Origin of the sequence: Streptomyces sp. NPDC058678 (assembly GCF_042714835.1) — a bacterium.
Taxonomy (GTDB): domain Bacteria; phylum Actinomycetota; class Actinomycetes; order Streptomycetales; family Streptomycetaceae; genus Streptomyces.
In genome coordinates, this window is record NZ_JBHXSG010000024.1 from 16,063 (window position 1) to 29,445 (window position 13,383).

Here is a 13,383-nt window from a genome sequence, read left to right on the forward strand (position 1 = left end):
GCTCACGCGCGCGGGTGGTGCGCCGAGCACGGCCCACGGACAGCGGCCCGTACCCCGGTCGGCGGGGGTACGGGCCGCGCCCGGGTCACGTCGTGACCGCCTGGCGGCGCTCCGCCGCGTACGCCATCGCGTGCTGGACCACGTTGATGAGGACCTGCTTGACGGACTCCCGGTCACGGGCGTCGCACAGCAGCAGCGGTACGCCGTCGTCCAGGTCGAGGGCCTGGCGTACGTCCTGGGCCGGATAACGGGCCGCTCCCTCGAAGCAGTTGATGCCGACGACGAAGGGTATGGAACGCCGCTCGAAGTAGTCGACAGCGGCGAAGCAGTCCTCCAGGCGGCGGGTGTCGGCGAGGACGACGGCTCCGAGGGCGCCCTCGGAGAGCTCGTCCCACATGAACCAGAACCGCTCCTGACCGGGCGTACCGAAGAGGTACAGCACCAGGTCCTCGCGCAGCGTGATGCGGCCGAAGTCCATGGCCACGGTGGTGGTGTGCTTGCCCTCCACGCCGCTCGTGTCGTCGACCGGGCGTCCTGCCTCGGTGAGCAGTTCCTCGGTGCGCAGCGGCCTGATCTCGCTGACCGCGCCGACAAGGGTGGTCTTGCCCACGCCGAATCCGCCGGCCACCAGGATCTTGAACGTGACGGGCTCGACCGGAGGCTTGCCGCGCTCAGAACGCCCGAAGATCATCGATCTCTACTCCTGCTTGATGGGGGTCGGGTGACGGAGAGCCCTGGCCTCCGCCGCCGGGGTCGCGACGACGAGTACATCGCCGGTGGTGGCGACGGTCGTCCCGGTGCGAACGGCCTCGACAGGCTCCCGGGCGGTGAAGGCGCCGCCTCGGTCGACCCGGAACTGCCAGCCTGTCGTCACGTCTGTCTCTCCGATGGCGCTGCTCGGCACCGTGTCCGCAGGCCGGTGGGGGAACTGCCGCGGATGGTCGTCGACGATCGGTCAGATCATAACGGGAGTGCTGTTCCCGTACCCCGGCCCAGTCCTGTCCACAACAAGGGCCGGGCATCTCGGGCATGGCTCGGTCTTGCTTTCAACTCGAGGACGGGGGCTTCCCGGGGCGCGGTGGCTGCGCGGATGTGAGGCGACAGAGAGGGCGCCGCACGCGACCGGGGCGCCAAGACGGTCGTGCGTCGCCACCGCCCGACTGCCGTCCGCACGTGCCGTCCGTGCGACTCCCTTCCCCGACGCCGTCCGTGAGGCCTCACGGCGCTGACCGAACCGGTTCCCTCGTGGGCGGGGCGGTCGGTCACAGCGCCCTGAGGCCGTTGATCACATCCCGCAGAATGCTTTCGTCCGGCAGTTCGGCAGGGGGCACGGGCCGGTTGACGTGGACGAACTCCCCGGCCACGAGGTCCCCCACGAGGACCCGCACCACGCCGATGGGCAGCTTGAGTTCGGCGGCGAGTTCGGCGACCGACTGAGGGGTGTCACGGCACAGGTCGACGATGTCCACGTGTTCCGGGGACAGCGTGTGGTCGCCTTCGGGGTCGTCCGCCTGCGGTTCCGTGACGACCACCGCGATGAGGTCGAGGCGGTGCTGCCCCGTACTGGTGGTGCGGCCGCGCGTCATGGCGTACGGACGGACGACCGGTCCGGCCTCGTCGTCGAACCAGTGGCTTCTTCCCTGACCGTCTGCGCTCATGTCATCCCACTACCCGCCCTGAGGCAGATCGGTGCGCGGAGCGGCACTCAGATGCACGCCGACCCGCTTCACCAGGAGCGTCATCTCGTACGCCACCAGGCCCACGTCCGAATCGGCGTCCGAGAGGACGGCGAGGCAGCTGCCGTCGCCGGCGGCCGTGACGAACAGGAAGGCGTCATCGAGCTCGACGACCGTCTGCCGGACACTGCCCGCCTCGAAGTGGCGGCCCACGCCCTTGGCGAGGCTGTGGAACCCGGAGGCGACGGCGGCCAGGTGCTCGCTGTCCTCCCGGGTCAGGTCTTTGGACACGCCGGTCGGCAGGCCGTCTCCGGAGAGCACGAGGGCCTTGCGGATGCTCGCGACACGGTCCACCAGGTCGTCGAGGAGCCAGTTGAGCTCGCCGTTCTGGTTGCCTGCGGTGTGGCCGGTCGCCTTCGGTGCGGTCATCGACCGTCCCCCTTTGTTCCTTGTGGTGCTGTGCCGCTGTGGGCGTCGTCGCCCGCGGCGTTCTCCTCGCGGCCGCGTTGCCAGCCACGCTGGAGCGAGGCCATACGGCTGCGTACCTCGTCGGCGTCCCGCTCCTCCGGCTCCGCGTGGACGTCGGAGCGCCGCCCGGGGCTCTGCTTCAGCTGCGGGGCGAGGCTGGCCTGGCGTACGCGGCGGGGCAGTGGAGCGCTGCCGGAGCCGGAATCCGAGCCGGAGCCCGAGCCGGACCCGATGCCGGCTCCGGTTCCGGATCCCTGCGCGGGGCCGGGGCTTCCGGCGGACATGCTCGGACCGCTCGACGAGATCTCGGCGCGCCGGGCGCGCCTGGGGAGGATGGGGGCCTCGGGCCGGCCGGCGGACGGAGAGTCGATGTGGTGTCCGCCGGATTCGCGGCCGGAGACGGTCGGTGCTTCGGTGCGGTGCTCGTCACGCTCGGGGCCCACGCCTGTCGCTGTTCCTGTGCGACGGTCGTCGAATGCGCGGCCCACGCCCGTCGCGGTCTCATTGTGCTGGTCGTCGAGGCGGTCCGGCGCGCCGGTGCTGCGGCGCAGCGCGCCCGCGCCGCGGCGGCGGGTGGGCAGCGGGGCCGCGCCCGGCGGGGCGGCCGGCTGGGGACGGGAACGGGTCGGGCCGGTCGGATGCTCCTCGTCCGCCTCCTCGCGCCGGCCGCGCTGGTCGGTGACCGGGCGTCCGTGGGAGCTGACCAGCTTGGGGGCGCGGCGGGTGGGCAGCGGGACCGGGGCGTTGAGATCATCGTCGGCCCGGCCCGCGTCGCGCGGCTCGATGGGCCCGTGCTGCTGCTCGCCGGGCCGGGAGGCCGGCTCCTCGTCCGTACCGGTGAGGGAGCGGCGCGGGCGGAACAGTCCACCGCGTTCGCTGTCCTCGTCGTCCAGGGCTCCCGGGAAGTCGGCGAGGGCGTCGAGGTCGACCGGCGCCTCCAGTTCGACCGGGCCGTCCAGGAGCGCGGCCGGCAGACCGGCCAACTGCACCGGTGCCTGGGAGAGCGGAGCGCGGCGGGCCTCCGCCAGCTCGGCCTCCTTCGACGGCCGGGGCCGGTCGAGGCGGAAGCCGATGCCGTTGGTGTCCGGGACGTCGTCCGTCAGCAGGGTGTCGGGGATGAAGACGACGGCCGTGGTGCCGCCGTACGGGGACGGCTGCAGGGAGACCCGCACGTGCTGCCGCTGGGCGAGCCGGCTGACCACGAACAGGCCCAGCCGGTCGGTGTCGGACAGCTCGAACTCCGGTGTCTCGGCAAGCCGGAGATTGGCGTCCAGGAGAGCGTCGGCGGCCATGCCGAGGCCGCGGTCGTGAATCTCCAGGGTGAAGCCGTTGGCGACGCGCTCGCCCAGCACCTGGACGGCGGTGTGCGGCGGGGAGAACACCGTGGCGTTCTCCAGGAGTTCGGCGACGAGGTGCGTGAGGTCCGCGACCGCCGGGCCGGTGACGGCGACGCGGGGCAGCCGGCGGACCTCGACGCGCTCGTAGTCCTCGACCTCGGCGACGGCGGCACGTACGACGTCCATCAGCTGGACCGGTTTGCGCCACTGCCGGGAGGGCGCGGCGCCGGAGAGGATCACCAGGCCCTCGGCGTGGCGGCGCATACGGGTGGTCAGGTGATCCAGGCGGAAGAGGTCGGCGAGTTCGTCGGTGTCCTCGGTCCGCCGCTCCATGGCGTCGAGCAGGGTGAGCTGCTTGTGCAGGAGGACCTGGCTGCGGCGGGCGAGGTTCACGAAGACCTCGGAGACACCGGCCCGGAGCTCGGCCTGTTTGACGGCGGCCTCGACGGCGGCGCGTTGCAGTGTGTTGAGGGCCTGGCCGACCTCGCCGATCTCGTTCTTGTCGTACTCCAGGCGCGGGACCTCGGTCTCCACGTCGACCTGTTCGCCCGCGGAGAGGCGGCGCATCACACTGGGCAGTCGTACGCCGGACGCCTCGTGGGCCTCCAGGCGCAGTTGCCGCAGGTCGCGGATGAGGCTGCGGCCCACGCGCACGGACAGGACGAGCGAGAAGAGCAGGGCGGTGAGGCCCAGGACGCCCGCGACTGCCGCCTTGACGATGACGGCCATGGCGTCGGGGCGGACGCGGTCCTGGTAGCGGTCGCCCGCCTGGTCGTTGAGCGTGGCGAGCTCGTCGAGGGCGCTGCCCGCGGCGGCGTCCCAGCTCTTGGCGCTCACCGCACGGGGGGCGGTGCCGGCTTCGGAGGAGATGACGGCCTGTTCCGCCGACCGCAGCGGGGCGGTGGTGGCGTTCTTCCAGAAGCGTTCGTAGCGTTCGCGCTCCGCCGCGGGCAGCACCGGCAGGCTGATGTCGTACATCAGGGTGCGCTGGGCGGCGAGGTCGGAGACCTCGCGGATCTCGTCGTGGGAGAGCTTCCCGACCACCAGGGCGGATCCCAGCAGGGCGTCCTCGCGCGACAGCAGTTCGCGGGCGCGGGTGATGTTCACCAGGGCCCTGGCCTGCTTGTCCAGCTCCACGCTGTCGACTCCGTCGAGGGAGGCGAGCAGGGCGTAGCAGGGGTCGACGAGGCGGTTGTACTGGTCGAGGGCCTGGAACCGGTCGACGGTGCCCTCCTCGACGCTGCGGCGCAGGGAGTCGATGCCGTCGAACGCGTCCAGGATGGTGGTGAGGTGTTCGTCGTCGTCCGGGTCGAGTCCGTCGCGGACGTCGGGGTCCTTCGCGTTCTGGCGGATCTTGACGATGGCGTCGTCGGTGGCGCTGCGCGTGCTGCGCAGCGCGGACAGCGCATCCGAGGCCCGGGGGTCGGCGAGGTAGACGAGGGTCTGCCGGCGTTCCTGCTGGAGGACCCGGACGGTGTCCTCGGTGGGGTAGCCGATCTCCTCGACGACGGATGACACCTGGAACAACTGGGCGACTTCCCGGCCCGTGAGAACCATGGCGAAGCCCCAGATCGCGATCAGGGACACCAGCGGCACGAGGAGCAGCGCCACGATCTTCCGGCGGATCGACTTCCCGCGAAAGCGCATGGCCTCCCCCAGCTCGACCCCCACCGGCAGGGGTACAGATGTGCGTCAACAAACGGCGCGAGCCTACTACTGACGCACAGGTAACTCGAAGACCCGTCCGGAAGCTGAACTTCCGCACCGAGGGCGAGACATGGTGAGTTGTCCGCTCATTGCAGGAGATTGCCTCCCTCCTTCCTTGGCAGCTGTTGGTGCGGGCACGATCGACTCTCCTGGCCAGTTGGCTGGAATTTTGCGTTCGTTGGGAATCTTGGAGGGGATTCGTTCGTCGTTCTTCATGGGAGTTGGGGGCGGAATCGGCCACAGGAGCCGCGACCCGCACCCGGGCGGCGTAAATCAGCGCAAGCCGGGCAGCCACTGGAGAGCCGGGTCTTCGGATCCGGGGCGAGCGGTCTGCAGGCGGTGGGGAGTGACACGGTGATGGGCACGGCGGAGCGACAAGAGACGCTGCCGGACAGCGGGGTGGCGCAGGTGACGGCGCGGCGCGGCCCCGAGGCGCCGGATCGCGACATTCCGACGGACGAGGGCGGGGCGGCGGCGTTCAAGGCCGCGGCCGAGCCCGTCGAGCGGGCCGAGGACCGCTCGGCACAGCAACCACAGTCCTCTTACCGGCCGTTGTGGATCGAGGAGCCGGCGCGGCGGCGCCGACTGCCCGATCCCGTGCGGACGTCGGCGGTGCGGGCGGTGCTGATCATCGCCGTGACGCTGCTCCAGGCCATGGTGGCCTTCCTGTGCACCATGGCCGGTTCCTGGCTGGCGTTCCCGATGGTGATCAGCAGCGTCGCCAGCACAGTGGTGGCCACTTGGGGCGCCCTCGACGTCTGGGTGACCCGTCAGGTGTGGAACCAGCGCCATGGCGTGGTCTCGACGCCCAGCAGCAGCGCACGTGCCCTGCGACGCGAGCGGCGCAAGGCACGGCGACATGCGCGTGCCACCGAGCGGACCCAGGAGCGGCTACGCAGGCAGGGCGGCGCGGGGCAGCTCTCGCACTCCTGAGGACCTGGGGCCGGTTTGGTGACCGGCTCGCGGTGTGCGGGCCGGGTGGCGTTCAGAGTGCGGCCGGCTGGGGCCTGCTCCCTCCGCGTACGAGTTCCCGTCGCGCCCGCATGAAGGGGCGCGGCCGGTTCACGGAGAGCACCGCGGTCGTACGGCCGTCCCGCTCGTACAGGGCGAGGAAGCCGCCCTCACCGGGTGCCCCGTCGACGAGTTCGCCTTCGGCGACGCGGACACCGTCCCCGTCCCGCCGGCGGCCGGCGAACTGGATGCGCGCGCCGTACTGGTCCGACCAGAAGTACGGCAGCGAGCCCGCGGTCTCCCGTGTGCGTCCGGCGAGCAGGTTGGCCACGGCGACCCGGGGTTGCTCCGTGGCGGACGTCCAGTGTTCGGCGCGGGTGCCCCCGACGCGGGCGACATCGCCGACGGCGACCACCTGCGGCAGGGCCGTCACACAGCCGTCGTCGCACAGCACGCCGTCGTGCAGGGCGAGCGTCGAGCCCGCCAGCCAGGCGGTGTTGGGGGCGGCGCCGATGCCGACGATCACGGTGTCGGCGGGCAGGACTCGGCCGTCGGAGAGTTCCACGCCGGTGACGGCGACCGTGCCGCGCAGTGCGGCCACCCCGATGCCCGTGACCAGGTCCGCCCCGCCCCGCCGGTGCAGTGCGGCGCACACGGCGGCCATCTCGGGGCCGAGTTGGGGCACGAGCGGGAGCGGAGCGGCCTCCACGACGGTGACGCTGTGGCCGAGGGTGGCACAGGAGGAGGCGGTCTCGGCTCCGATGAATCCGCCGCCGATGACGACCACCTGACGCGGGCCACCACCGAGTTCGTCCCGCAGGGCGCGCGCGTCGTCGAGGGTGCGCAGGGTGTGGACGCCGGTGAGGCGGGAGCCCGGAAGGCGGCGGGCCGAGGCGCCGGTGGCGATGACGACGCCGTCGGTGGATACCGTACGGCCGTCCTCGAGCAGCACGGTCCGGCCGCGGGCGTCGAGGCCGCGGGCCCGTTTGCCGAGCAGCCACTCGGCGTCGAGCCCGGTGGTCTCCTCGGCGTCCGTGAGGGCGAGCTCGTCCTCGCTTACGCGGCCGGTGAGGAAATCCTTGGAGAGGGGAGGCCGGTCGTAGGGGCGGTGGAGTTCGTCGCCGACGATCACCAGGCGCCCGTCGAAACCCTGGGAGCGCAGTTCCCGGGCCGCGTACAGACCGGCCAGGGAAGCGCCGACGACGGTCACGGTCCTCATGCGGCGGTGCCCTCCTCCGCGGCGACGTGGACATGGATCACGCCGTCGTCGACGCTGACGCGGTGGGTGCGGACCGGTCGCCGGGCCGGGAGGCAGGTCGGTTGTCCGGTGCGGAGATCGAATGAAGCCGCGTGCAGCGGGCATTCGACCAGACAGCCCTCCAGCCAGCCCTCGGAGAGGGAGGCGTCCTGGTGGGTGCAGGTGTCGTCGATGGCGTACAGCTCGCCGTCCTCGGTGCGGAACACGGCGATGGGCGGTGTCGTCTCGACGCGGACGGACTCGCCGTCGGGGAGGTTCTCGAAGCGGCAGACGGGAATCACGGGCCCCCCTCTCGGTCCGGGACGCTCGGTCCGGACCTGTCTGGTCCAGGTTGATCAGGGAGTGCGGACCGTCGTTGGTCCGGCAGCAGGAAGTGCGGAAGCGAGGAGTTCTGCTCAAGCGGGGAGTTCACTCAACGCCGGATCTTCGGCGAACCTTTGTCGGATCTGCGCGGACCTTCGTCGGGTCTTCGTCGGCCGCACCGGGTCCGCGCTGATCGGTACCGTTCGGCACCCTTCCGGGCGCCGGACCCTTCGGTAACATGATGTTTCACATGGCGCACGGAAGAGCGCCATGCGCAACAGAATCCGGGCGGGACGACCGTCGCGTCAAGGGTTTCCCGCAGATGCGGCCCGAACAGGGCCCACAGGTGGTGAGAGTTGAGCCATGACCCGCACGCAGAAGCAGCCCGACCGTAGCGAGGAGAAGGCCGCGAGCCCGGAGAAGAACGGCAGAGGAGCGGCCAGCGCCGTCCAGTCGGTGGACCGCGCCGTGAGTGTGCTGGAGATCCTCGCCCGGCTCGGTGAGGCGGGGGTCACCGAGCTCGCCGACGAGCTTGACGTGCACAAGTCCACCGCGTTCCGGCTGCTCGGTGTCCTGGAGAACCGCGGTCTGGTCGCCCAGGCCAAGGACCGCGGCAAGTACTACCTGGGCGCCGGCGTCCTACGGCTGGCAGGGGCTGCGGCGGTCCGGCTGGACATCTCCCAGGAGGGCGTCCCGGTCTGCCGGGAACTCGCCGACGAGCTGGGTGAGACGGTGAACATCGCGGTCCTGGACGACGACGCGGCGGTCAACATCATGCAGGCCCGCGGCACCGCGTCCGTGACCGCGCAGAACTGGCTGGGCAGACGCACCCCGCTGCACGCCACCTCCAGCGGCAAGGTGCTGCTCGCGCACATGCCTCCCACCCTGCGCGAGGGCCTGCTCGCGCGCTCCCTGCCGCGCTTCACCGAGCGGACCATCACCGGCGCCTCCGTGCTGCGGAGCGAACTGGAGGCCGTGGTGGAGCAGGGCTACGCCCTCACCATCGAGGAACTGGAGCTGGGCCTGGCCGCCGTGGCCGCCCCGGTCCGCTCGCACGACGGCAAGGTCATCGCCGCCATCAGCGTCTCGGGGCCGGTGTACCGCCTGAACAGCGACCGGCTGCCGGAGGTGGCCAAGCGCACGGTGGCGGCCGGGGCCGAGCTGTCGCGCCGTATGGGATACGGCTTCTGACCGACCCACGAGCAGACACGCACGACCAGACACCCACAACCGGACAGCACGACGCGGACCGCGGCGCGGGACCGGGAACCTCCTGGTCCCGCGCCGCCGTGTGTCCGGCACGTTTCGCCCCTCGCGTTCCTTTTGCCAAGGGTTAACTCGCACCTCTTGACGGCCACTCGATGGCGTTCTCACTATGTTCCTCATAGCGCAACCCATCGTGCATTGCGCAACAGCAGAGGAGCTTGGTCGTGCCACACGAGGTCCGTGCCGTAGTCGCTGTGAAGAAGGGCGCACCCGTCGAGGTGCAGACGATCGTCGTCCCCGACCCGGGCCCCGGAGAGGTCCTCGTCGCCGTGCAGGCCTGCGGGGTCTGCCACACGGACCTGCACTACCGCGAGGGCGCGATCACCGACGACTTCCCCTTCCTGCTGGGCCACGAGGCGGCCGGCACGATCGAGGCGGTCGGAGAGGGCGTCACCGACCTCGCACCCGGCGACTACGTGGTGCTGGCGTGGCGCGCTCCCTGCGGCTCCTGCCGTTCCTGTCGCCGCGGCCGCCCCTGGTACTGCTTCGACTCCCGCAACGCCACCCAGCCGATGACCCTGCTGGACGGCACCCCGCTCAGCAACGCCCTCGGCATCGGCGCGTTCGCCGAGAAGACCCTGGTCGCGGCGGGCCAGGCGGTGAAGATCGACCCGGCCGCCCGCCCCGAGGCCGCCGGCCTGATCGGCTGCGGCGTGATGGCCGGTTACGGCGCCGCGGTCAACACCGGCAAGGTCGGCCGTGGCGACTCGGTCGCCGTCATCGGCTGCGGCGGCGTCGGCAACGCGGCCATCGCGGGCGCCTGCCTGAACGGTGCCATGAAGGTCATCGCCGTCGACATCGACGACAAGAAGCTGGACCAGGCGGAGAGGTTCGGCGCCACGCACACCGTCAACTCCCGTGGCACGGACCCGGTCGAGGCGGTCCGCGCACTCACCGACGGCCACGGCGTGGACATCGCGATCGACGCGGTGGGCCGCCCCGAGACCTTCACGCAGGCCTTCTACATGCGCGACCACGCGGGCCTGCTGGTCCAGGTCGGCGTGCCCGCCCCCGAGATGAAGGTCGAGCTGCCGCTGATCGACGTCTTCTCGCGCGGCGGCGCCATCAAGTCGTCCTGGTACGGCGACTGCCTGCCGAGCCGCGACTTCCCGTTCCTGATCGACCAGTACCTCTACGGACTGCTGGACCTCAACGCCTTCGTCAGCGAGACCATCGCGCTCGACCAGGTCGAGGAGGCCTTCGCCAAGATGCACCGCGGTGAGGTGCTCCGCTCGGTGGTGGTCCTGTGAGCGACAAGGACCACGCGGTACGCGTCGACCGGGTCGTCACGAAGGGCACCTTCAGCCTGGACGGCGAGACCTTCGACGTCGACAACAACGTGTGGCTCGTCGGCGACGACGAACAGGTGCTGGTCGTCGACGCCGCCCACGACGCCCGTGCGATCCACCGAGCGATCGCGGGCCGGCACGTCACCGCCATCGCCTGCACCCACGCCCACGACGACCACGTCGACGCGGCGGCGGAACTCTCCCTCCTCACCGGGGCGCCCGTCCTGCTCCACGCCGACGACCACGAGCTCTGGTCGCACACCCACCCCGGCCGCAAACCGGACGGCGAGCTGACCGACGGCCGGATTCTCACCGTCGCCGGCATCGAGGTCCAGGTCATCCACAACCCAGGGCACACCTGGGGCAGTTGCTCGCTGTACGCCCCGTTCCTCAACGCCGTGTTCACCGGCGACACCCTTTTCCACGGCGGCCCCGGCGCCACCGGCCGCTCCTACTCGGACCGCCCCACCATCGAGGCGTCCATCCGCAACCGACTGCTCCCCCTGCCCGGCGACACGATCGTCCACACTGGGCACGGCCAGGACACCACGATCGCCGCCGAGCGGCCCAACGTGCCCGCCCTGTAGACGACTTCAGCCCGCCGTACCAGCGACTTCCCGTCCCCCTGCCATCCCCGCCACCGCAAGGAGGGGCATGTCCAGCACGCCCGAAAACCACCCTCACTCCCCCCGCGTGGTCATCGTCGGCGCCGGCATCGTCGGCTGCTCCCTCGCCGACGAACTCACCTCCCGCGGCTGGACCGACGTCACCGTCCTGGAACAGGGACCGCTGCCCGCCCCCGGCGGCTCCACCTCGCACGCCCCCGGCCTCGTCTTCCAGACCAGTCCGTCCAAGACCCTCGCCGAGTTCGCCAAGTACACGGTCGAGAAGTTCGTCTCCCTCGAAGTGGACGGCGTCCCCTGCTTCAACCAGGTCGGCGGCCTGGAGCTGGCCACGACCCCGGAGCGCCTCGCCGAACTGCACCGCAGGGCCGGTTACGCCGCCGCCTGGGGCATCCGCGGCGAGATCGTCGGCCCCGCCCGCTGCAAGGAACTCTGGCCACTCCTCGACGAGTCCGTGGTGCTCGGCGGCTTCCACACCCCCGACGACGGCCTCGCCCGCGCCCTGCTCGCGTCCCGCGCCCAGATCGCACGGGCCACCGAGAGGGGCGCCCGCTTCCTGGAACGCCACACGGTCACCGGGATCGAGAAGGAAGGCGGCAGGGTCACCGCCGTGGTCACCGATCAGGGCACCTTCCCCGCCGACCACGTCGTCTCCGCGGCCGGTTTCTGGGGCCCGGTCATCGGCCGAATGGCCGGCGTCGACGTCCCCCTGCAACCGCTCGCGCACCAGTACGCGAGGACGAAGCCGCTCCCCGAACTCCGGGACCACCAGGCGGAGGCGTCCAGGCCGATCCTCCGCTTCCAGGACCGCGACCTCTACTTCCGCGAGCACACCGACCGCATCGGCATCGGCTCCTACGCCCACAAGCCCATGCCGGTCGACCCGTTCGCGGTCCTGCCGTACGACGAGGCTCGCGGCCAGAACCTGGACATGCCCTCCTCGCTCCCCTTCACCGAGGAGGACTGGGCACCGAGCTGGGACGACTGCCGCCTGCTGGTCCCGGCCCTGCGGGACACCGACATCGAGGCCGGCTTCAACGGCGTCTTCTCCTTCACCCCGGACGGCATGCCCGTGCTCGGCGAGTCACGCCAACTGCGCGGCTTCTGGCTGGCCGAGGCCGTGTGGGTCACCCACTCCGCCGGTGTCGCGAAGGCCGTCGCCGAGTGGATGGTCGACGGACGGCCCACCCTCGACCTGCACGAGTGCGACCTCACGCGTTTCGAGGAAGCGCAGCGTTCACCGTCGTACATCCGTGAACGCGGTTCACAGCAGTTCGTCGAGGTGTACGACGTCCTCCACCCGCTCCAGCCCATGGAGCAGCCGCGCCCCCTGCGGATCAGCCCCTTCTACGCCCGCCAGCAGCAGCTCGGCGCGTACTTCCTGGAGGGCGGCGGCTGGGAGCGCCCGCACTGGTACGAGGCGAACGCCCCGCTCGTCGACTCCCTCGACCCGCTTCCGGAGCGCGACGCCTGGGCCGCCCGCCACTGGTCCCCCATCGCCGCCGCCGAGGCCAAGGCCACCCGCGAGAAGGTCGCCCTCTACGACATGACCCCCCTGCGGCGCCTCGAAGTGACCGGCCCCGGGGCCCTGGACTTCCTGCACCGCATGACCACCAACAACCTCCGCAAGAAGCCCGGCGCGGTCACCTACACGCTCCTCCTCGACGAGACCGGCGGCGTGCGCTCCGACCTCACCGTCGCCCGCCTCGCCCCCGACCGCTTCCAGGTCGGCGCCAACTCCCCCGCGGACCTCGACTGGCTCACCCGGTACGCCCCGGACGACGTCCACATCAAGGACATCACCTCCGGCACCTGCTGCATCGGCGTCTGGGGGCCCCTCGCCCGAGACCTCGTCCAGCCGCTGACCCGCGACGACTTCTCGCACGAGGCCTTCGGCTACTTCCGCGCGAAGGAGACCTACCTCGGGCACGTCCCGGTGACGGCGATGCGTCTGAGTTACGTCGGCGAGCTCGGCTGGGAGTTGTACACCACCGCCGACCTGGGCCTGCGCCTGTGGGACACGCTGTGGGAGGCCGGCCGGGAGCTCGGCGTGGTCGCCGCCGGCCGCTCGGCCTTCAACTCCCTGCGCCTGGAGAAGGGTTACCGCGCCTGGGGCACCGACATGACCGACGAGCACTCCCCGTACGAGGCGGGTGTCGGCTTCGCGGTCCGCACGGACAAGGAGTTCGTGGGGCGCGAGGCCCTCACCGACGCGCCTCTCACCCGCAAACTCACTCCCCTCCTCCTCGACGACCCCGCCGCCGTGGTCCTCGGCAAGGAGCCGGTCTACGTCGACGGCGCCCCGGCCGGCTACGTGACGAGCGCCGCGTACGGCTACACGCTCGGCCGCTGTATCGCCTACGCCTGGCTGCCGGCCGGACTCACCACCGGCACCGGCGTCCACATCGAGTACTTCGGCGAGAAGGTCCCCGCGACGGTTGCCGAAGAGCCCCTCTTCGACCCCAAGATGACCCGCATCCGCCGATGACGACCGCCGTCGATCAC

The 13,383-nt window shown here is 71.3% G+C and carries 12 protein-coding genes; 5 read left to right on the plus strand and 7 right to left on the minus strand.

From position 1 onward, the window contains the following. Window positions 1-85: 85 nt before the first annotated feature. From ACFWWR_RS22100 to ACFWWR_RS22120, 5 genes are all read right to left on the minus strand, one after another. Entirely contained in the window at window positions 86-691 is a 606-nt protein-coding gene (locus ACFWWR_RS22100; protein WP_383865935.1) for an ATP/GTP-binding protein, read from the minus strand. Window positions 692-697: 6 nt separating this feature from the next. After that, the gene (locus ACFWWR_RS22105) at window positions 698-874 is read right to left on the minus strand and encodes a hypothetical protein (RefSeq protein WP_383865933.1); all 177 of its coding nucleotides are present in this window, start codon (window positions 872-874) and stop codon (window positions 698-700) included. 388 nt (window positions 875-1,262) lie between these two features. Then, a complete protein-coding gene (locus ACFWWR_RS22110; protein ID WP_383865931.1) occupies window positions 1,263-1,658 on the minus strand; it encodes a DUF742 domain-containing protein in 396 nt (131 codons plus the stop codon). Between the two features lie 9 nt (window positions 1,659-1,667). Further along, window positions 1,668-2,105, minus strand: coding sequence for a roadblock/LC7 domain-containing protein (locus ACFWWR_RS22115; protein ID WP_383865930.1), 438 nt, complete (start codon window positions 2,103-2,105; stop codon window positions 1,668-1,670). Further along, entirely contained in the window at window positions 2,102-5,128 is a 3,027-nt protein-coding gene (locus ACFWWR_RS22120; protein WP_384304903.1) for a nitrate- and nitrite sensing domain-containing protein, read from the minus strand. The genes ACFWWR_RS22115 and ACFWWR_RS22120 overlap by 4 nt, the downstream gene beginning before the upstream one ends. A 417-nt stretch (window positions 5,129-5,545) precedes the next feature. Between ACFWWR_RS22120 and ACFWWR_RS22125 the strand changes: the two genes are divergently transcribed. Further along, window positions 5,546-6,121, plus strand: coding sequence for a hypothetical protein (locus tag ACFWWR_RS22125; protein ID WP_384304906.1), 576 nt, complete (start codon window positions 5,546-5,548; stop codon window positions 6,119-6,121). 52 nt (window positions 6,122-6,173) lie between these two features. Here the strand turns inward: ACFWWR_RS22125 and ACFWWR_RS22130 are convergent, their stop codons facing one another. Continuing rightward, window positions 6,174-7,358: an NAD(P)/FAD-dependent oxidoreductase gene (locus ACFWWR_RS22130; RefSeq protein ID WP_383865925.1), complete on the minus strand. Its 1,185-nt coding sequence runs from the start codon at window positions 7,356-7,358 to the stop codon at window positions 6,174-6,176. Next, window positions 7,355-7,678 (minus strand): bifunctional 3-phenylpropionate/cinnamic acid dioxygenase ferredoxin subunit, encoded by a 324-nt coding sequence (locus ACFWWR_RS22135; protein ID WP_383865923.1) that lies wholly within the window; start codon window positions 7,676-7,678, stop codon window positions 7,355-7,357. Before ACFWWR_RS22135 ends, ACFWWR_RS22130 begins: the two co-directional genes overlap by 4 nt. A gap of 385 nt (window positions 7,679-8,063) precedes the next feature. On the opposite strand from ACFWWR_RS22135, the gene ACFWWR_RS22140 reads away from it, so the two are divergent. The 4 genes from ACFWWR_RS22140 to ACFWWR_RS22155 all read left to right on the plus strand — a co-directional run bounded on the left by ACFWWR_RS22140 (window position 8,064) and on the right by ACFWWR_RS22155 (window position 13,366). Continuing rightward, on the plus strand, window positions 8,064-8,891 hold the full coding sequence (locus ACFWWR_RS22140; protein WP_383865921.1) for an IclR family transcriptional regulator: 828 nt from the start codon (window positions 8,064-8,066) through the stop codon (window positions 8,889-8,891). A 239-nt stretch (window positions 8,892-9,130) separates the two neighbouring features. Further along, the gene (locus ACFWWR_RS22145; RefSeq protein WP_383865919.1) at window positions 9,131-10,216 is read left to right on the plus strand and encodes an S-(hydroxymethyl)mycothiol dehydrogenase; all 1,086 of its coding nucleotides are present in this window, start codon (window positions 9,131-9,133) and stop codon (window positions 10,214-10,216) included. Continuing rightward, window positions 10,213-10,842, plus strand: a complete 630-nt coding sequence (locus ACFWWR_RS22150; RefSeq protein WP_383865917.1) for an MBL fold metallo-hydrolase — start codon at window positions 10,213-10,215, stop codon at window positions 10,840-10,842. The genes ACFWWR_RS22145 and ACFWWR_RS22150 overlap by 4 nt, the downstream gene beginning before the upstream one ends. Before the next feature lie 67 nt (window positions 10,843-10,909). Further along, window positions 10,910-13,366 carry an FAD-dependent oxidoreductase gene (locus tag ACFWWR_RS22155; RefSeq protein WP_383865915.1) on the plus strand — a complete coding sequence of 819 codons (2,457 nt, stop codon included), beginning with the start codon at window positions 10,910-10,912 and terminating at the stop codon, window positions 13,364-13,366. Window positions 13,367-13,383 lie beyond the last annotated feature (17 nt).

What these genes read in the sequence shown, in the direction of transcription:
- ACFWWR_RS22100 (WP_383865935.1), bottom strand. Translation starts at nt 691, where the DNA reads ATGATCTTCGGGCGTTCTGAGCGCGGCAAGCCTCCGGTCGAGCCCGTC.
- ACFWWR_RS22110 (WP_383865931.1), bottom strand. Translation starts at nt 1,658, where the DNA reads ATGAGCGCAGACGGTCAGGGAAGAAGCCACTGGTTCGACGACGAGGCC.
- ACFWWR_RS22115 (WP_383865930.1), bottom strand. Translation starts at nt 2,105, where the DNA reads ATGACCGCACCGAAGGCGACCGGCCACACCGCAGGCAACCAGAACGGC.
- ACFWWR_RS22120 (WP_384304903.1), bottom strand. Translation starts at nt 5,128, where the DNA reads ATGCGCTTTCGCGGGAAGTCGATCCGCCGGAAGATCGTGGCGCTGCTC.
- ACFWWR_RS22125 (WP_384304906.1), top strand. Translation starts at nt 5,546, where the DNA reads ATGGGCACGGCGGAGCGACAAGAGACGCTGCCGGACAGCGGGGTGGCG.
- ACFWWR_RS22130 (WP_383865925.1), bottom strand. Translation starts at nt 7,358, where the DNA reads ATGAGGACCGTGACCGTCGTCGGCGCTTCCCTGGCCGGTCTGTACGCG.
- ACFWWR_RS22140 (WP_383865921.1), top strand. Translation starts at nt 8,064, where the DNA reads ATGACCCGCACGCAGAAGCAGCCCGACCGTAGCGAGGAGAAGGCCGCG.
- ACFWWR_RS22155 (WP_383865915.1), top strand. Translation starts at nt 10,910, where the DNA reads ATGTCCAGCACGCCCGAAAACCACCCTCACTCCCCCCGCGTGGTCATC.